This window comes from Shewanella sp. MF08487, from assembly GCF_050848685.1.
GTDB classification, from domain to species: domain Bacteria; phylum Pseudomonadota; class Gammaproteobacteria; order Enterobacterales; family Shewanellaceae; genus Shewanella; species Shewanella glacialipiscicola.
In genome coordinates this window covers 15,950-33,091 of record NZ_JBOZPB010000005.1, presented here as the reverse complement: position 1 = coordinate 33,091, position 17,142 = coordinate 15,950, and the positions used below count along the sequence as shown (strand labels likewise).

Genomic DNA, 17,142 nt, shown 5'->3' with positions numbered 1-17,142 from the left:
AACAGTCTATGCTAGGGTCTATCTAACGTTTCGCTTGAGGGCAAGTTATGTGGATTAGTGGACAAGTTATAGAGCGTATTGATTGGAGTGATAAGTTATTTTCACTGCGAATAGCCACCGAGTTAGCCCCATTCATACCCGGTCAGTTTATTAAGCTGAGCCAAATGCAAGGCGATAAACGAGTCGCCAGAGCCTATTCCTTAGTCAACTCTCCCGATAAACCCTATGCCGAAATACTCGCCGTTGCGGTAGAAGACGGTCTACTATCTCCCCAGTTACACAAGCTGTCCATTGGTGATGAAATTGACATTACGCCCACCGCGACAGGTTTTATGACCTTAGATGAGATCCCTAAAGGCAAACTTCAAGGTAAACACTTGTGGTTTTTGGCAACAGGAACCGCAGTAGGGCCTTTTCTGTCTATGCTCGATACAGCCGAGCCTTGGCAACGTTTCGAAAAGGTAGTGTTAGTCTACGGTGTGCGTGAGGCACAGGATTTAGCTTATCTTGATAAACTGCGTGGATTAGAACAACAATACCCTGAGCAGTTTAAGCTCATTTTAAGTGTGACCCGTGAATCGATTACCGATGCTTTACAGTGCCGTATTCCCGATGGTTTGGTGTCGTGTGAAATTGAAGATAAAGCGGGGATAAGGTTAAGCGTTGGCGATTCTCAAGTGATGATTTGTGGTAATCCCGGTATGATTAACGGCGCGCAAGCAGCTTTACTTAACAAAGGTTTGGCTAAGAATCTGCGCCGAGCGCCTGGACAAATCACCGTTGAGAAATACTGGTGATCTCCATTTGCAAATAGTGATGCTACACTCGCTTACGTTGTGCTTAAACAGCATATTTAATAATTTAAGTATTTTAATATAAGGATATTTTAATGAGGTTGTTAAGCTCTCAAGCATCGCCCTATGCCCGTTGTGTTCGCGTGTTAATCCAATATTTGGGGATTAATAATATTGAAGAGTTATTGGTTAATCCTTTTGATAATACAGCCGAATTGCTTGATGCCAATCCATTAGGGCAAATTCCATGTCTTATCACCAATGATGGAGTGGCGCTATTTGATAGCGAAGTCATTATGCGTTATCTCGATACTGAATTGGGTGATCGGCTGATGTTTGGTGCTTTAAGCGGTAATTGGGTGTTGGAGTGCCAGTATTCTTTAGTGAAAGGCCTAATCGATAGTGCTGTAAAATTGCGTCAAGAGCAGATGCGACAAGAAGAAGGGGTAAGATCCGCTTTTTGGACCTCTCGTTTTGAGCAAGCACTGCTGCGTGGGTTAATGCAAATTGAGCTTCAAACCGTGATCACTCAAACAACGATCCAAGCACCACAACTGGCTTTAATTTGCCTGCTCGATTATGTGGATTTTAGGCATTCTGAGTTAGATTGGCGTAAAGTAGCTCCCGCCACAGCACTTTGGTTTGGTGAGATACGTGACCTACCTGCTTTTATTCAAACTCGTCCGTACTAAGGCTAGGTACTAAGGCTAGGTACTAATACTAGGTACTAAGACAAATCATTCAGCTATCGGTTGCGCGTCTACCCATAGGCCTGTCACGGCGGTTTTGTTCTCCAAAAGCGCCGAATAAATCTCGAGTTACTCCAAACCCTACCCTGCGGTCATTGCCCAATTGACGCCTATCGTCATAGTGTTGATAGCGACATTGGCAGTTTGTTACTGTGCATTCTTCCATGGGGATTTCAGGTGCATCTTTTGATAAAAATCGTTTACCTGATATGGCGGTTATTTGCTCACAGCAATGAGCGTCATTCACTATGCTCACACTGTGGAAGTTATCGGGTTGAAGCGGCTGTGATTTAGATTCGTTAGCGTGTGGAGTCCTCACTTTAGCATAAGGTTTATGCCGTTTTGGGGTGCTATTATAGTGTTTAAAGAACCCAACGAGCGCTAGTGCGGCGATACCGAGCAATAACATAGTAAACATAACGACCTCTATAAATATTTTATGCAAATTAAGGTTCAGTTTAGTTAGGTTTGAGATAATCGCCAATTTTAAACTTTAATCCATTAAAAACAAAATGTTAAATAGCCTCTTGCTCTCCTATTTAGTATCTATTACCCTTGACTAACTGATAAGCATTATCACTAATGCTGTTGTCTTTTAATTCATCGAATACGTTATAACTATGGGGTGTCAGTCATGAAATGGGTAACTTGTGCAGCGGTTGTTGGACTCATGTCGATAGGGTATTCGGCGAATGCAGAAGATAAGCTAACGGTTTATTCGTATCGCCAAGCCTTCTTAGTGGAACCTATTATTCAACGCTTTACTGACGAAACGGGTATTGGTGTGGATGTGGTGTTTGCTAAAGACGGTATTGCTGAGCGTATCGCCCGTGAAGGCCGCTTATCACCGGCTGATTTAGTATTGACCTCAGATTTTTCTCGTTTGGTAGAGTTGGTCGATAAAGATCTTACTTCTCCAGTTAAAAGTACGCTACTAGAAAATAATATACCGGCACAATACCGCGATCCCGACGGCCAATGGTATGCCCTAACGATGCGTGTTCGAAATCTCTATACCGCGAAGGATCGTTTAGGCCCACAGCAAATGACCTATGAGGAATTGGCCGATCCTAAGTACAAAGGTAAAATTTGTACTCGCAGTGGTAAGCATCCATACAATATCGCACTGGTTGCTTCGATAATTGCTCACCATGGCGAGGCCGAAGCGAAAACATGGTTACAAGGAGTAAAGGCTAACTTAGCGCGTAAGCCACAAGGTAACGATAGGGGGCAAATTGCTGCAGTTAAAGAAGGTGTATGTGATATCGCCTTAGGCAATAGCTATTACTATGGCAACATGCTGAAAGATCCTGATCAAAAAGTTATTGCAGAAGCCGTAACGATTAACTTCCCCAATCAAGCCGATCGCGGTGCCCATGTTAATGTGTCAGGTATGGCATTAGCCCGCTATAGCCCCAATAAAGCAAACGCCATTAAATTGATGGAGTTTTTATCAGCAGATGTGGCTCAAAAGGCTTATGCCGATATCAATATGGAATACCCAGTAAAAACGGATGTTGCGCCTTCGCCATTAGTGGCCTCTTGGGGGCAATTTAAATCTGATCAAATGCCTATTTTTAAATTGGCAGAGTACCACCAAGCGGCGGTAAAACTGTTAGATGAAGTGCAGTTTGATCTCTAATCTCTGGTTTTAGACATATAATATCGATGAGTTTATCAGCGCCATTTATTGGCGCTGTAATCTTTAAGGACTGACATGATTTTAGGACTAGCCAGAAGCTGGTCGCTTGCTGGTTATGCGGTGGCTGCATTACTGGTGCTGCCTCTTTTTGCGCTTATATTTCAAGCATTACAGCCTGATGAAGCCGTATTCGGTCACTTACTGGCAACGGTTCTACCGACTTATATTCGTAATAGTTTACTGCTGATTTTAGGGGTGAGTTTAGGATCGTTACTACTGGCGATACCTTGTGCTTGGCTTACCGCGCGCTGTGAGTTTTTCGGCAGGCGTTATCTGCAATGGGCGCTCTTATTACCCCTAGCGATGCCGGGATATATTGTCGCCTACGTTTATACTGATTTACTCGATTATGCGGGGCCAGTGCAGCGCAGTTTACGGTCGATATTTGGCTGGAGCTCACCGCAGGATTATTTTTTTCCCGATATTCGCACCTTAGGTGGTGCAATTTGTATGTTATCGCTGGTGCTATTTCCCTATATTTATCTCTTAGCGCGCACCGCGTTTATGGAGCAGTCCTTAAGTTTGGCGCATGCTTCGCGCATTATGGGCTGTTCGCCATGGCAAAGTTTTTGGCGCTTATCTTTACCTATGGCAAGGCCTGCGCTCGCCGTTGGTGTAGCGTTAGTGGCGATGGAAACGGCTGCCGATTTTGCCACGGTTAGCTATTTTGCGGTGCCCACCTTAACGACGGCTGTGTACGATACTTGGCTGGGTTACGGTAACTTAACCGCCGCAGCTAAGCTCTCGGCGATTATTTTGCTGGTGGTATTTAGTCTCATTGGCTTTGAGCGCTTTGCTCGCCGTAAGCAGCAGCTATTTCAGAAGCAATCGCGCATTCAAGCCACAGATTTATATCCACTCACGGCGGTACAAACAGCAGTCGCGCTCAGCTTTTGTTGCACGTTGTTATTGCTCGCCTTTGTATTGCCCTTTAGTATTTTATTATCTTATGCCATTGGTTATTTTGAGCAAAGTTGGGATGAACGCTTTTGGCAATTGAGTGTTAACAGTTTAAGCCTTGCGCTTATAACGAGCTTAATTTGTTGTTTAATCGCCTTACTGTTGATGTTTGTGCGACGTAGTAGCCCAAGACCGAGTGATGCTTTACCCTCACGTTTAGCCTCAATGGGTTATGCCTTACCGGGTACTGTGTTGGCGATTGGGGTATTAGTACCGCTCACTATGCTTGATTTTGCCATTAACGATGTAGCCGATGTGATGGGTATAAAAGGCCCAGGACTTATCTTAACGGGCAGTGTGGTGGCATTGATTTTTGCCTTTTGTGTGCGTTTTGTCGCGATAGCCATAGGCAGTGTCGAAAACAGTTATAAACGTATTTCACCATCGTTAGATATGGTGAGCCTTACTATGGGGCAAAGCCCAAGGCAACTTCTGTGGCGGGTGCATTTTCCTTTACTCACCAAGGGGCTATTTGCTGGTGCTTTATTAGTTTTTATTGAAAGTATGAAGGAATTACCCGCCGCATTACTACTGCGACCTATCGGTTTTGAAAATCTTGCTACCTACGTATTCCAGTTTGTATCCGATGAGAAGCTCGAGCACGGCGCCTTAGCAGCGGTCGTTATTGTACTGGTAGGTCTGGTACCGCTTATTTATTTAAACCGTTCATTGGAGCAACATAGCTGATGACAAATACGCTTAAACTTCAGCAAGTTCATAGTGATTATCAGGGCCAGCAAGTGCTTCAAGGCTTGAGTTTAACGCTGGGCCAAGGGGAAATCCTTGCGCTATTAGGCCCAAGTGGCTGTGGTAAAACCACACTACTACGTGCGGTTGCCGGATTACAGACGATTAGCCAAGGTGAAATCCACATAAATGGCCAAGTGGTGAGTGGAGATAGTGCGTTTGTGCCCAGTGAGCAGCGCGGTATTGGTATGATTTTCCAAGACTACGCTCTTTTTCCGCATTTAACTGTGGCGGAGAATATCCTCTTTGGTGTGGCTAAATTGTCGGCCGCTGAGCGTCTAGTGCGGTTAGATGACATGCTAACTTTAGTTAAACTCGAAGGATTAGCTAAGCGTTATCCCCATGAGTTATCTGGTGGTCAGCAGCAAAGGGTCTCAATTGCGCGCGCACTCGCCTACGAGCCACAGTTACTATTACTGGATGAGCCTTTTTCTAACATCGATGCCCAAGTGCGCTATGAGATGATGGCAGAAATCCGTAGCATCTTAAAACAACGTAATGTAAGTGCAGTTTTTGTTACTCATAGTAAGGACGAAGCCTTTGTTTTTGCAGATACATTAGCCATTCTTAGCCAAGGCGTCATAGTGCAGCATGGCAGTGCAGAAACCTTATATTCAGCACCCAATAGCCGTTATGTGGCGGACTTTTTAGGCAGTGGTAACTATTTACCTGCCGCAGTGCTGGATAGACATAGTGTGGCGACTCCCATCGGTGATTTAACCAGTCTTACACCATTAGCGTTCTTGAATGAATTTAGTGGCATGGTATTTTTACGGCCACAGCAATTAACGATTAATGCCGATGAACAAGGCGTCGGTATGATTACCGAGCGGCGTTTCTTAGGGGCTTTTTGTCATTATTGGGTCAAAGTTGAGACGGCATCGATAGCGTATTATGTGGAGGTACGCAGTCAGATGATGCAGTTAAATATTGGTCAAAAAGTTGGGGTTACGACTGAACCGCATTCGTTAGTATTGTTTGAATCTTAACAGACTTTTAAAGTGTAAATAAAGTTTCGGCCGAGCGCCGTTCATCACTGTGGTAACTTAACACAACGGTTAAGGTATTCACTTCATTGAGCGAGTTGCTGAAACTAGCATGAATATTTTCACTTGGTCGATCTTTCTAGGCCGAAATCAAGTACACTGCGCTCCTTTTGTTTTATGATGAGCGTTGGGTTAGCTTGATAAGACAAACGTGACAAGCATCATTTAGGAAATAGAGCAGAATGAGCAAGGGTAAAAAATACGATTTGCGCGTAACACAGGGCGACAACGGTTGGAAAACTGAAATCACTCGTCGCATGACATCAACCAAAACTGTAGTGTCTAAAAGCCACGATGGTTTTGCAACTGAAGCCGAAGCGCAAGCTTGGGGCTTGACTGAATTACAAGTGTTTTTAGGTACGTTAACTGAACGTAATAAGCGCCGTTCAGAGAAACAAGCTAAAGCAAAATTAGCGGCGGCATTAGCGGCTGAAGCGGCAACTGATGCCGAAGATCTTGATCAAGATGATTTCGACGAAGAGTAACCCTCACTCGTATTGTCTTATCAGCTTAGCTTGATTGTGATGGAACGTTCAACGCGAACCTCACAGCCAATCTGGCGATACATAACAAAAGGCGGATCTTAGGATCCGCCTTTTGTGTTTTCAGCGTTTATTAGCGTACTAAGCTAAGCATTAAGCCTTGATTTTAAAACTGCCTTGCATAATTGCCCAGTGACCTGGGAAAGTGCAGAAAAATTGATAAGCTTCGGCGGCGTTCATGCCGGCAGTGCTAAACGTGATAGATGTTGATTCACCGCCGCCCACTAATGGCGTATGAGCGATAACGCGAGTATCACCCTCTTTGACATAAGCTGCATCAGCACCTGCACTCATACCATCCGTTGCCACACCTGGCATATCTGCCGCTTTAGCTAATACCCAGTTATGGCCCATAGCAGCTTTTGGCAAAGTGCCTGAATGAGTTAAGGTTAAGGTTACTTCTTTACAGCTTGCAGGAACAGATAGCTCTTTAGTGTCAAATTGCATTGCATCGGTGGCGGCAATTTTCAGTTCACATTCGTTGGCACTTGCTTGGCTAGCAAATAGTAATCCTAAGCCAATGATACTCGTACTGGTCACGCTACGTAATGCTTTCATCTGGAACTTCCTTATTGGAACAAAGGTAGTCGAGCCGTTTTGACTCAGACATGCGCATATGAGCATAAGCAATTTACATTAAATGGGAATGAAATCTGTTTGTAAATTATGTATATGCAACTTTCGTTTTAGTACTGCATTTAGCTTAACGTCATACCCATTAATTATAGGAGCTCATGACGATAGGGAATTGCACGTTGCGCACCTTGGCGCGTCACGGTAATAGCACTGGCGGTATTGGCAAACCCCACTGCAGCGGCAATTGACATGCCTTCGCTCAAGCCCACAACTAAAGCGCCATTAAAGGTATCACCAGCAGCAACTGTGTCTATGGCTTGCACGTTGATCGCGGGGACTAGTCCCGTAAAATCGGTGCTACTAATGTATGCGCCACGACTGCCTAAGGTTATCACCACAATGCCTACACCTTGCTGATGCAGCAGTTGTGCAGCCATTTGTGCATCTTCGGCATCATTGATTTCCACACCGCTTAAGGCTTCAGCCTCTGTTTCATTGGGGGTAATAATATCGACCCACTTGAGGCAATCATTGCCAAGAGCCGTTGCAGGGGCTGGGTTTAATACCGTAATAATACCGCGCTTTTTAGCCAGTTGTAGTGCTTTTGCCACTGTGGCAGCGGGGGTTTCTAGTTGGATTAGTAAATATTGGGCACTGGCAAAGAGCTCGGTATGATTCTCTAAATCATGGGGTGACAGACTGGCATTCGCACCGGCTGCAACACCAATGGTATTTTCGCCATCGTCACCGATAAAGATCATCGCAGTGCCGGTATTTAGCCCGGTTATTTGGCTGATACCTTCAGTACTAATGCCGTCTTTAATCCAGTTCTGACGCATATCATCACCGACACTGTCTTGCCCAAGATGGCAGATAAAATCAATGCGCGAGCCTGGTTTGGCTAAGCGAGCACAGGCGACGGCTTGATTCGCGCCTTTTCCCCCTTGTTCAAGCCGATATTCACGGCTCATCAAGGTTTGCCCCGCAGCGGGCAAGTATTCAAATTTCATCACATGATCAGCATTAGCGCTGCCGATAATCAGTATCTGGCTCATAAAACGCTCACTGTTAGCAATCTTTGCGATTGAGATAAGAGGCATCGTAGACACGCAAACTGTCGACCAGTAAATCGACAAAGCCTTGTCTATCTAGGCCAAATAATACAGTGGCATTGGCGGGTTTACCTGTGAGTTGATAGCGATCAACCACAGTCATGCCTAAGGTCAGTTCGCTTTGTGTTTCAATGCCGACCCAACAATCTTGTGCCTCGAATAATTCAGGTTTGAGCAACCAAGCGATAGTGCAGGGGTCGTGCAATGGCGCGCCAATAAAGCCCCATTTAGGATCTCTGTGGTAAACCATAAAGAAATCCAGTAACTCTGCGACGCACTTGGCTATTGGATTTGGGATAGCGCGAATGCGTTCTATATCTTCATCCATGATTTGCGCTTGATGGGTGACATCGAGTCCGCACATGGTAATAGGAATCCCGGATTTAAAGACCATATCCGCCGCTTCAGGATCGACAAAAATATTAAACTCGGCAGCAGGAGTCCAATTACCCACGCCCGCGGCGCCGCCCATTAATACGATGCGTTCGATTTTATGGTGTAATTCACTGTGACTTGCCAATAACAGTGCGATGTTAGTCAGTGGCCCAGTTGGGATTAAGGTTACGGGTTGAGTGCTTTGGCGAATTTGCCGCGCCATCAACTCAACCGCCGTCATCGCTTGTGGACTAAAGCTGGGTTCGGGCAATACGGGGCCATCAAGCCCTGTTTCGCCGTGGACATTGTCGGCAATAATCAATTCACGTGCCAGTGGTTTAATGGCACCGCCCGCCACGGGAATATCGCTACGCTTTAACAGGGTTAAAATGCGCAGGGCATTATTGAGGGTTTTATCTGGCGTTTGGTTGCCTGCGCTGGTCGTTACGGCAAGGGGATTAAGTTCTGGGTGAGCTAAGGCTAAGATAAGTGCAATGGCATCATCATGCCCGGGATCGCAATCAAGAATAATTTGACGAGTCATACTGTTACTTCCATTAAACAGCTGTTCTAGCGGCCTAGCATAACATGCCCTATGATGGACGCTAGTCTGTGTATGTGACTCTAATGATAAAGTGTGACCTTTTTCGTATTTTGTTTAATAAGCTACTAAATATCTTTCAGTTATTGATGCTGATGGGCTCTCGATTGATGGGCGCCGCTGCGTTTGGAACCTGCATTTTAGGCGATATTTTTAAGCATAAGAGCACAATAGTGCTTGAGAGTAATCACTGCGAGGATTGATGTGGATTAATGGACTTTTATCCATGTAGACGTCTATAATGCGCGCGTTCACTGCCAAATGGCAGTCTGTTTAATGTACTAAGGGTTACAAGACGCAATATGCTGCTTTTAACCCCAGTTTGAATATTAAGTCAACCTTCTGAGGTGCTCGCCTGCTAAGGCAGCGAGATAATCGGGAAGCCTGTGAAATGCAGGCACTGCCCCCGCAACGGTAAAAAGTGAGAGACGGCCGTACGTGAGCGAAGAGTCTAATATGGACTCGATAGACGTAGTATGAACCATGAGTCTCGTGTTAATCCGCAATGGATTAACCTAGCTTAAGTCCGGAGACCGGCCCTAAAGGTGTTTTTGAGATTTCGGTGGGCAGATTTCAAAATGCGATAGTCAATGTCAGTTTTGGTACTGAATGATGCATATCGTGGCGCTAATGCCCCGTTTTCCTTGCAGGAGTTAAAGGTAAAATGGGAACAAATCCAACAAAAATCGCGCTGCTAATGAGTAGCCTGTGCAGTTTTTCAATTATCGCGCCCGCTATGGCGGCTGACGATACCAGCGCAGCTAAAGTCGATGAGCATGTCGTCGTTATTGGCCGCTCTGATAATACCCCGTTAAATATTGCTGCTAACGTGAATGTGATTGATGCCGCCGCGATTGAAATGAGTGGTGCCACTAGCGTGACTGAGGTTTTACGTGGTCAAAGCGGTATTCAAATTTCGGATAATAATATTGGAACTAGCTTTGCAATGCGTGGCTTTAGCGCCAGCACTGCTGTTAATAATACGCTGATTTTACTTGATGGTCGTCGTCTCAATAATATCGATATCGCAGCGCCTAGCCTTAATGCCATTCCGCTTAATCAAGTGGATCGTATCGAAATTTTATCTGGTAGTGCAGGGGTACTCTATGGCGATCAAGCCGTTGGTGGTGTCATCAATATTGTTACTAAATCCCCTGAAAATAACGGTGGTAGCATGCAGTTGTCTGGTGGCAGCTTTGATACCTATGAAGGCCGTGGCGATATTTCAGGCGCCATCAACAAAGACTGGCGCTACTTTTTAACGGGTAGCTACAATCAAGGCGATAATTATCGTGAGCACAATGCTAACGAAACCGGCTCTATTTTAGGGCGTATTCAGTATAAAACTGCGACCGATTCATTTTTTATTGAAACCAGTTATTACGATGATGATCGTGAAAACCCAGGTTCACTCACCAAGGCGCAATTTAAAGCCAATCCACGCCATTCTGATAATACCCAAGAGTATATTCATGAAATGACCACCGCGGCGCGTACAGGTTATCAGCACCAGCTTAATCAACACTGGGCGCTTGCTGCAGATGTCGATTATAGCGATACCTTAGTTTCCTCTTTGAACTGGGGCGCTAATAGTCAAAATACGCGTTCAATGCTGATGTTTAGCCCCAAAGCGATAGGTAATTATGCTACGCGCCAAGGTGAGCTGAACTTAGTGACGGGTTTAGATATCAGTCGTGGTAAGGCCGATTTTGATAGCATGCAGCGTAGCAATGTGCAGCAAATGCAAAGTGCCTATGTGCATGCCACTGTGCCTTTAAGCCCTACGTTAAGTTACGTTGTGGGTGGTCGTTATGCTTGGGTTCAAGATGAATTAAAAGATGGTCAAGCCTATCCTCTGGGTATCGACCTTGATGAAGATGCCCATGCATTTGAACTGGGGCTAAACTATCGTCCGAGCACCGAGCATAGACTGTATTTACGTGCCGATGATAACTTCCGTTTTGCCAAAGTCGATGAGCAAGCTTATACCCCTAAAGGTGTGTTTGGCTTAACGCCGCAAACAGGCCGCTCCTATGAAGCGGGCTGGGATTGGACTCTTACGAGCCAAACATTACGAGTTAGCCTATATCGTCTCGATTTAGAAGATGAAATCGTGTTTGATCCCAGTGCACCAACGCCAGAAGGCGGCAGCTTCCAAGGTGCTAATGTCAATGCTGATGCTTCACGTCGCTATGGCGCCAGTACCGATTGGGATTGGCAGATTACTCAAGCGCTGCAGCTAGGATTGGAATATAACTATATCGATGCTGAATTTACTGACGGTTTAAACGATGGAAAGCAATTGTCTTGGGTGGCGCAGCATACCGGGCGCGGTTATATCAGCATGGATGTTGCCGAACATTTCCAAGTATTTGCTGAATCGATTTATACCGGTGATCGTTTTATCGAAGGCGATAATGGCAATGAAGGTGATAAGTTAGCCAGTTATATACTGAGTAATTTAGCCCTTAATTATACCCGCGATGCTTGGCTGGCGAGTTTGCGCATCGATAACCTATTTGATAAAGATTATGTCAGTTCAGGTTACTATGGCGGCGCTTGGGGTGATAGTTACTACTCAGGCCGCGGTCGTGACATACGTTTTACCGTGGGCTATCGTTTCTAATCTCGACAAATTGTTTAAAAAAAGCCAGACTGAGTCTGGTTTTTTTATTTTTACACTTATACCAATCACATTAAATATCTAGTCAGTTCAGAGCCTGACAGGCATCTCAATCCAAGGCGCATTGACGCAGAATGGTTATTCCCTTTTAAGTCAATGCAACACGGGAGTGGGATGCCTGTGAGGCTCCCAAAGGGCGGCATTTAACTACATGGCAAAGCGCTTTATACTGTGTGTAAGGCTTTTGACAGAGCACCACTATGCCTTCCAAGCTTTTGCCTTGTCTAAAGCGCGTTGAACTCCCGCTGAATGAACAGATATTTAATACGATTGGTATTAGCTCAAAGAATAAATCTTAAAGCACGATAGTTTTGAATATGATTTTAGTTATGTGTATTAACTGTCGTTATTTATAGTTATTAGTGAGTTTGAATAAAAAATGGGCTTCAATAATGACATTACTGTGCTGTCTATAGCTGAAATGATGCGTATTTTTGGTATGATATGGGCTGTAACCGAACCAATACTAATGCAAATTAACAGGTGTAAAGTGTCTTATGACTGATCTTGAGCAACAGGTTTTTTCTCAAGTTAGCGCTATCATTGCCAATGAAGAACAAGTGATTGGCCGCCGAGGAATTTTAATTCCACTTAAAAAGGCGATCCTTGCTGAAGGCGATATTCGTAACGTGATTGATATTGTCTCGAGCGATCCTGCATTGTCGGCCCATATGCTAATGCGCAGTAATTCGGCGCAGGCGGCTGTAGTTGAAAACCACAAAGCGCGTTCGTTAAAAGAGGCGCTGATCCGCCTAGGCCAAGTGAATATCTACCGCTACGCCTTTACGTTTTATCTCAAAGAACGCCTCGATGAGTTGCCTCAGCCCTATAAAAAGCTGGTCCATGGTTATTGGAAGCTAACAGAAGATATTGCTACGGATGCGGTAGACAGTTTAGTCGGTATGGAAGGTATTGACGTTGATGCCGACGAAGTTCAAACCTTAGCCTTATTTAGTGTATTTGGCCTTATTATCGCATTAACCGCATTCGCTTATTTAAATGCTAATGCCGAACAATCGTTCCCGTTAAGTGCGATTAAATCAGTGATTGATAATCAGCAACAGACGTTAACGATAGAGGCCTTTGAGGCATTAGATTTAGATCAAGATTTACGTCAAGAGTTTATGATTGCACATAATCTGCGCCAAACACCTAACCCTAATTCAGCAGGGTTAATCCTGCGCCGCGTATTATCTACTCGTGGCTTACTGATGAATCCGCTGTAATTATTCCATTCGAAAACGCTATAACTCATTGATTAAATAATTAATTTAAAGTAATTGACCAGCCTGCATTCCGTGGGCTGGTTATTGTATAACGAATTAATTACCGTTGTTTTGACGGGATAACCCTTCATTTGCCACTAATTGTAACCACTGCTGAATCAATACCGAATTGTTACTATGACGGCGATAGGCGCCAAACAAGGGACGTTTTAAACCTTCTGCGCCTAGTTTTACCGTTGTTAAACTCAAACCATGTCCCTCATTAATCGACCAGTTCGGTAACGCGGCTATACCGTCTTTGCAGGCGATACGTTGCAGTAGCATCATGGTTAAATCACAGGTTTTTTGCTCGCCGGCCTCAATGCCAGCAGGTTCTAAAAAGTGACGATAAATGTCTAAACGCGCCAGTGGCACTGGATAGCTGATAATGGGTAAGTGCACCAATTGTTTTGGTGTGATGTAAGCTTCTTTCGCTAAGGGATGATCATTAGCTACCACTAATTTCACTTCAAAATCAAATAAATGCTGATAAGCCAATGAATGCCCAGGTACAGGATCAGAGGTGAGCACAATATCTAACTCTCCCATTTCTAGGGCGTTAAGCGAATCGAACAGATGACGACTAGACAAGTCTAACTCTGCTAGTGGGTGCTGTTGTCTAAACTTCTCCATTACAGGCATTAGCCAGCGAAAACAGCTGTGGCATTCAATGCCGACTCGTAACTGATTAATTTCGGTTTCAAGCCCATTCTTTAGATCACTTTCGGTCTCTAACACCTTAGGCAAAATCTCTTCGGCCAGATGCAATAATCGCGCACCTTCTTGGGTGAATGACAACGGCTTACTTTTACGTACAAAAATAGGCGAGTTAATCCGCAGTTCTAATTCTTTAATTTGATGTGAGAGGGCGGACTGAGTGACAAAACGTTTTTTGGCTGCGCCCGCCAAGCTGCCACTTTCCTTTAGTGCCATTAAGGTGCGCAGGTGTCTTAGTTCGATCATGTTCACTCCAAGTGAATTTCGCTCATGTTGTGCTTGAAATCAATTCGGTTGCTGGGATAGAGACTAACACAATAAACATCTAGACGTCCAGACGCCTAATGCTATTTATCTAGGCAGACATGTTTTAAAATGCCAAGAGAATATAACCGAGTGGATGCGCGTGCCAAATGGGGCTCATTTCAAATAAAGGAAGATAGAATATGCAACTAGATAACCTGAACTCGGGATAAGCTCTGTGTCTCTACCGGTTATTTTTCCCTTTATCTGCGTTAACTTTGCTGCACAGCCCTGTGGATTTAGATGTTGAAGTCAAGCTTCTGCCTGTTCTACGTAAACAATTGGCATTCGCTAAGTAAAAATTGTTAGAGCTGGGTAAGATTCGCCAACTGTTATTAGTGCCTAGCTCAGATGAAGCACAAAAATCACCGCTTTTTGCATCGCCCGTCGCCAAGCTAAAGCACAATTGGCGGATACACAGGTTATTGAGCGCGTTGGTGCACTAACTGCGGCGGATTATGAGCGTGTTAATGGTTTTAGCGTGCGCCAAAGTGTGCCGCTGCAAAAATATCGTTTGCCATTATTACCTACCACCACTATTGGCTCTTTTCCGCAAACGCCTGCCATTCGTAGTTTGCGTAGCCGTTGGCGTAAAGGTGAATTAAACGATGCTCAGTACACAGAGCAATTACAGCAAGTCACCCGCGATACTATTGATCGCCAATTAAAACTGGGCATTGATGTGCTGGTGCATGGTGAAGCTGAGCGTAACGACATGGTGGAATACTTTGGTGAACAACTAACTGGTGTCGGTTTTAGCAAAAATGGTTGGGTGCAAAGTTATGGCTCGCGTTGTGTTAAGCCGTCATTGATATACGGTGACGTCAGTCGTCCCAAAGCGATGCCGGTAGATTGGGCTGAGTTTGCCCAAAGTCTGATGGATAAGCCTGTCAAGGGGATGTTAACGGGGCCCGTAACGATTTTGCCTTGGTCATTTGCCCGTGAAGATATTAGCCGTGATGCGATAGCCGCTCAATTGGCGTTGGCGATCCGTGATGAAGTGGTGGATTTACAAAATGGGGGTATCGTCATTATTCAAATTGACGAGCCGGCTTTTCGTGAAGGTTTGCCATTGAAACACAGTGAGTGGCAGGTCTATTTAGATTGGGCGGTTAATGCCTTTAAACTCAGCGCCGTAGGCGTGACTGATGAAACTCAGATTCATACCCATATGTGTTATAGCGAGTTTAACGACACAATTGCCGCTATTACTTCGATGGATGCTGACGTGATTACCATTGAGACTTCGCGCTCGCGGATGGAACTTTGAAACGCATTTGAAGATTTCCCCTACCCGAATGAAATCGGTCACGGTGTTTATGATATCCACTCACCCAATACGCCCAGTTTGGATGAGATAGTGCAATTAATTGAAAAGGAAGCACAAAAAGTACCAGTACGTCAATTATGGGTCAACCCAGATTGTGGCCTTAAAACGCGCATCTGGGATGAAGTTGAACCTGCACTGAAAACCATGGTTGATGCAACACGGGAGTTACGTTGTCGTTTAGGTTAATACGTTCACTTAACATGCGCGGATAAAATGTGTTTGGTCACAATCAATAATGAATGCCTTGGCATCCATTATTGATTTATTAATCTGAGTTGAGAATGGTCAGTATTTAATGTCAGTATTGGGTCATGATAACGACGATTGTCAATTCAACAGCATGTTACCAAACCTCTTTTTATACGAGACAACAGAGCTTAGGCGTCGCGTGGCAAACCTTTTTCAACAATACGTACCATGCGCTCAGTTTTACGGCGTGCTTTTTGCTGCATAATCAATTCGTTATCGGCAAGGCGTGCTTGTTGGGCATTCAGTGCCCAATTGATATGCTCACGTACTATTTCATCAACCTCTTCATTATCTTGGCGAGCGTGTAATGCCGCAATAATGGTTTCACTTGCGGGTGCATTACCGAGCGCAACGGCGATATTTCTCAGCCAACGTTTATGGCCAATTCGGCGAATCGCACTGCCTTCAGTTTGTTTAAGAAACTCGGCCTCGGACCAAGCAAACAGGCTGAGTAGTTCGGGTTGTTTTAGCTTGGGACGAATATGAAAGTCGGTTTCGGCGGTAAGCGGCGCTTGACGATTGATTGGACAGACCAACTGACAATCGTCACAGCCATAAATACGGTTACCCATGAGTGGTCGAAATTCTTCGGGAATAGCGCCTTGCAGTTCAATGGTGAGATAAGAAATACAGCGTCTACCATCGACCACATAAGGCGCTACAATTGCACCTGTTGGACAAGACGTAATACAAGCAACGCAAGTATTACAACCTTCTTGAATCGGAATATCCACGGGTAGCGGTAAGTTAATGAGTAGTTCGCCTAAAAAAAACCAACTGCCTGCATCGTGATTGAGGATCAGTGAATGTTTGCCTGTCCAGCCGATACCCGCTTTTTCAGCTAACGGGCGTTCAAGTACTGGCGCTGAGTCGACAAAGGGGCGAAAATCAGCCGCATCAAACCCGAGGGCAACTAACTCTGCACTGATTTGATCGCCTAGCTTTTTAAGTCGAGCACGGATCAATTTGTGATAGTCGCGGCCACCGGCATAACGCGAAATATAGCCTAAATTAGGGTCGGTGAGATTAGCGGCAAAGCCTGCTTCTGGGGGTAAATAATCCATCCGCACTGAGATAACCCGCACTGTGCCAGGATGCAATTCCTGTGGCCTAGCCCGCATCATGCCGTGATTTGCCATATAGGCCATTTCACCGTGATAGCCATTATCTAGCCAGGTTTGTAGCTTAGCCTCTTCGGCGGTTAAGTCGGTATCGCAAATACCGACCTGTGCAAATCCGAGCGCTTTTCCCCAGGTTTTTATTTGCAGCGCGAGGCGCGACAAGGTGCTGGCATAAGATTGGCTTGGGGATGGAGGGGCTAAAGTCGACATGGATTGATGCGGAGCCTTTTACTAGGTGACAATATGATAGCATTTTTCAGTTATGAGCGA

The 17,142-nt window shown here is 45.0% G+C and carries 14 protein-coding genes, 1 pseudogene and 1 riboswitch; of the genes and pseudogenes, 9 read left to right on the top strand and 6 right to left on the bottom strand.

From position 1 onward, the window contains the following. The first annotated feature begins 47 nt into the window (after positions 1-47). The gene (locus ACRN9H_RS05040; protein WP_432312715.1) at positions 48-797 is read left to right on the top strand and encodes a ferredoxin--NADP reductase; all 750 of its coding nucleotides are present in this window, start codon (positions 48-50) and stop codon (positions 795-797) included. Between the two features lie 92 nt (positions 798-889). After that, positions 890-1,486: a glutathione S-transferase N-terminal domain-containing protein gene (locus tag ACRN9H_RS05035; RefSeq protein ID WP_432312714.1), complete on the top strand. Its 597-nt coding sequence runs from the start codon at positions 890-892 to the stop codon at positions 1,484-1,486. A 49-nt stretch (positions 1,487-1,535) separates the two neighbouring features. On the opposite strand, the gene ACRN9H_RS05030 is transcribed toward ACRN9H_RS05035, so the two are convergent. Beyond that, positions 1,536-1,961 carry a hypothetical protein gene (locus ACRN9H_RS05030; protein WP_432312713.1) on the bottom strand — a complete coding sequence of 142 codons (426 nt, stop codon included), beginning with the start codon at positions 1,959-1,961 and terminating at the stop codon, positions 1,536-1,538. A gap of 216 nt (positions 1,962-2,177) precedes the next feature. On the opposite strand from ACRN9H_RS05030, the gene ACRN9H_RS05025 reads away from it, so the two are divergent. From ACRN9H_RS05025 to ACRN9H_RS05010, 4 genes are all read left to right on the top strand, one after another. Next, complete coding sequence (locus tag ACRN9H_RS05025) at positions 2,178-3,185, top strand: Fe(3+) ABC transporter substrate-binding protein (RefSeq protein WP_432312712.1); 1,008 nt, start codon at positions 2,178-2,180, stop codon at positions 3,183-3,185. A gap of 75 nt (positions 3,186-3,260) precedes the next feature. Continuing rightward, positions 3,261-4,892, top strand: a complete 1,632-nt coding sequence (locus ACRN9H_RS05020) for an ABC transporter permease (protein WP_432312711.1) — start codon at positions 3,261-3,263, stop codon at positions 4,890-4,892. Next, positions 4,892-5,941, top strand: coding sequence for an ABC transporter ATP-binding protein (locus ACRN9H_RS05015; protein WP_432312710.1), 1,050 nt, complete (start codon positions 4,892-4,894; stop codon positions 5,939-5,941). Before ACRN9H_RS05020 ends, ACRN9H_RS05015 begins: the two co-directional genes overlap by 1 nt. 239 nt (positions 5,942-6,180) lie before the next feature. After that, a complete protein-coding gene (locus tag ACRN9H_RS05010; protein ID WP_220773174.1) occupies positions 6,181-6,483 on the top strand; it encodes a DUF3622 domain-containing protein in 303 nt (100 codons plus the stop codon). 150 nt (positions 6,484-6,633) lie between these two features. Here ACRN9H_RS05010 and azu read toward each other — a convergent pair whose 3' ends face one another. From azu to rihA, 3 genes are all read right to left on the bottom strand, one after another. Then, positions 6,634-7,098 (bottom strand): azurin, encoded by a 465-nt coding sequence (azu, locus tag ACRN9H_RS05005; RefSeq protein ID WP_432312709.1) that lies wholly within the window; start codon positions 7,096-7,098, stop codon positions 6,634-6,636. A 164-nt stretch (positions 7,099-7,262) separates the two neighbouring features. Next, a complete protein-coding gene (rbsK, locus tag ACRN9H_RS05000) occupies positions 7,263-8,171 on the bottom strand; it encodes a ribokinase (RefSeq protein ID WP_432312708.1) in 909 nt (302 codons plus the stop codon). A gap of 13 nt (positions 8,172-8,184) precedes the next feature. Continuing rightward, on the bottom strand, positions 8,185-9,147 hold the full coding sequence (rihA, locus tag ACRN9H_RS04995; protein WP_432312707.1) for a pyrimidine-specific ribonucleoside hydrolase RihA: 963 nt from the start codon (positions 9,145-9,147) through the stop codon (positions 8,185-8,187). Between the two features lie 385 nt (positions 9,148-9,532). Then, a riboswitch (cobalamin riboswitch) is annotated at positions 9,533-9,760 on the top strand. A gap of 108 nt (positions 9,761-9,868) precedes the next feature. On the opposite strand from rihA, the gene ACRN9H_RS04990 reads away from it, so the two are divergent. Next, complete coding sequence (locus ACRN9H_RS04990) at positions 9,869-11,830, top strand: TonB-dependent receptor (RefSeq protein ID WP_432312706.1); 1,962 nt, start codon at positions 9,869-9,871, stop codon at positions 11,828-11,830. Between the two features lie 554 nt (positions 11,831-12,384). Further along, positions 12,385-13,113 (top strand): HDOD domain-containing protein, encoded by a 729-nt coding sequence (locus ACRN9H_RS04985; protein ID WP_432312705.1) that lies wholly within the window; start codon positions 12,385-12,387, stop codon positions 13,111-13,113. Positions 13,114-13,209: 96 nt separating this feature from the next. Here the strand turns inward: ACRN9H_RS04985 and ACRN9H_RS04980 are convergent, their stop codons facing one another. Beyond that, positions 13,210-14,115, bottom strand: a complete 906-nt coding sequence (locus ACRN9H_RS04980) for a LysR family transcriptional regulator (RefSeq protein ID WP_432312704.1) — start codon at positions 14,113-14,115, stop codon at positions 13,210-13,212. A gap of 263 nt (positions 14,116-14,378) precedes the next feature. On the opposite strand from ACRN9H_RS04980, the pseudogene metE reads away from it, so the two are divergent. Beyond that, positions 14,379-15,688, top strand: a pseudogene (metE, locus tag ACRN9H_RS04975) (5-methyltetrahydropteroyltriglutamate--homocysteine S-methyltransferase); the annotation flags it as partial. Between the two features lie 191 nt (positions 15,689-15,879). Here the strand turns inward: metE and queG are convergent. Then, entirely contained in the window at positions 15,880-17,082 is a 1,203-nt protein-coding gene (gene queG, locus ACRN9H_RS04970) for a tRNA epoxyqueuosine(34) reductase QueG (protein ID WP_432312703.1), read from the bottom strand. Between the last annotated feature and the right edge of the window lie 60 nt (positions 17,083-17,142).

What these genes read in the sequence shown, in the direction of transcription:
- ACRN9H_RS04985 (WP_432312705.1), top strand. Translation starts at nt 12,385, where the DNA reads ATGACTGATCTTGAGCAACAGGTTTTTTCTCAAGTTAGCGCTATCATT.
- ACRN9H_RS05035 (WP_432312714.1), top strand. Translation starts at nt 890, where the DNA reads ATGAGGTTGTTAAGCTCTCAAGCATCGCCCTATGCCCGTTGTGTTCGC.
- rbsK (WP_432312708.1), bottom strand. Translation starts at nt 8,171, where the DNA reads ATGAGCCAGATACTGATTATCGGCAGCGCTAATGCTGATCATGTGATG.
- ACRN9H_RS05010 (WP_220773174.1), top strand. Translation starts at nt 6,181, where the DNA reads ATGAGCAAGGGTAAAAAATACGATTTGCGCGTAACACAGGGCGACAAC.
- ACRN9H_RS05020 (WP_432312711.1), top strand. Translation starts at nt 3,261, where the DNA reads ATGATTTTAGGACTAGCCAGAAGCTGGTCGCTTGCTGGTTATGCGGTG.
- ACRN9H_RS05040 (WP_432312715.1), top strand. Translation starts at nt 48, where the DNA reads ATGTGGATTAGTGGACAAGTTATAGAGCGTATTGATTGGAGTGATAAG.
- queG (WP_432312703.1), bottom strand. Translation starts at nt 17,082, where the DNA reads ATGTCGACTTTAGCCCCTCCATCCCCAAGCCAATCTTATGCCAGCACC.
- rihA (WP_432312707.1), bottom strand. Translation starts at nt 9,147, where the DNA reads ATGACTCGTCAAATTATTCTTGATTGCGATCCCGGGCATGATGATGCC.
- azu (WP_432312709.1), bottom strand. Translation starts at nt 7,098, where the DNA reads ATGAAAGCATTACGTAGCGTGACCAGTACGAGTATCATTGGCTTAGGA.
- ACRN9H_RS04990 (WP_432312706.1), top strand. Translation starts at nt 9,869, where the DNA reads ATGGGAACAAATCCAACAAAAATCGCGCTGCTAATGAGTAGCCTGTGC.
- ACRN9H_RS05025 (WP_432312712.1), top strand. Translation starts at nt 2,178, where the DNA reads ATGAAATGGGTAACTTGTGCAGCGGTTGTTGGACTCATGTCGATAGGG.
- ACRN9H_RS05015 (WP_432312710.1), top strand. Translation starts at nt 4,892, where the DNA reads ATGACAAATACGCTTAAACTTCAGCAAGTTCATAGTGATTATCAGGGC.
- ACRN9H_RS05030 (WP_432312713.1), bottom strand. Translation starts at nt 1,961, where the DNA reads ATGTTTACTATGTTATTGCTCGGTATCGCCGCACTAGCGCTCGTTGGG.
- ACRN9H_RS04980 (WP_432312704.1), bottom strand. Translation starts at nt 14,115, where the DNA reads ATGATCGAACTAAGACACCTGCGCACCTTAATGGCACTAAAGGAAAGT.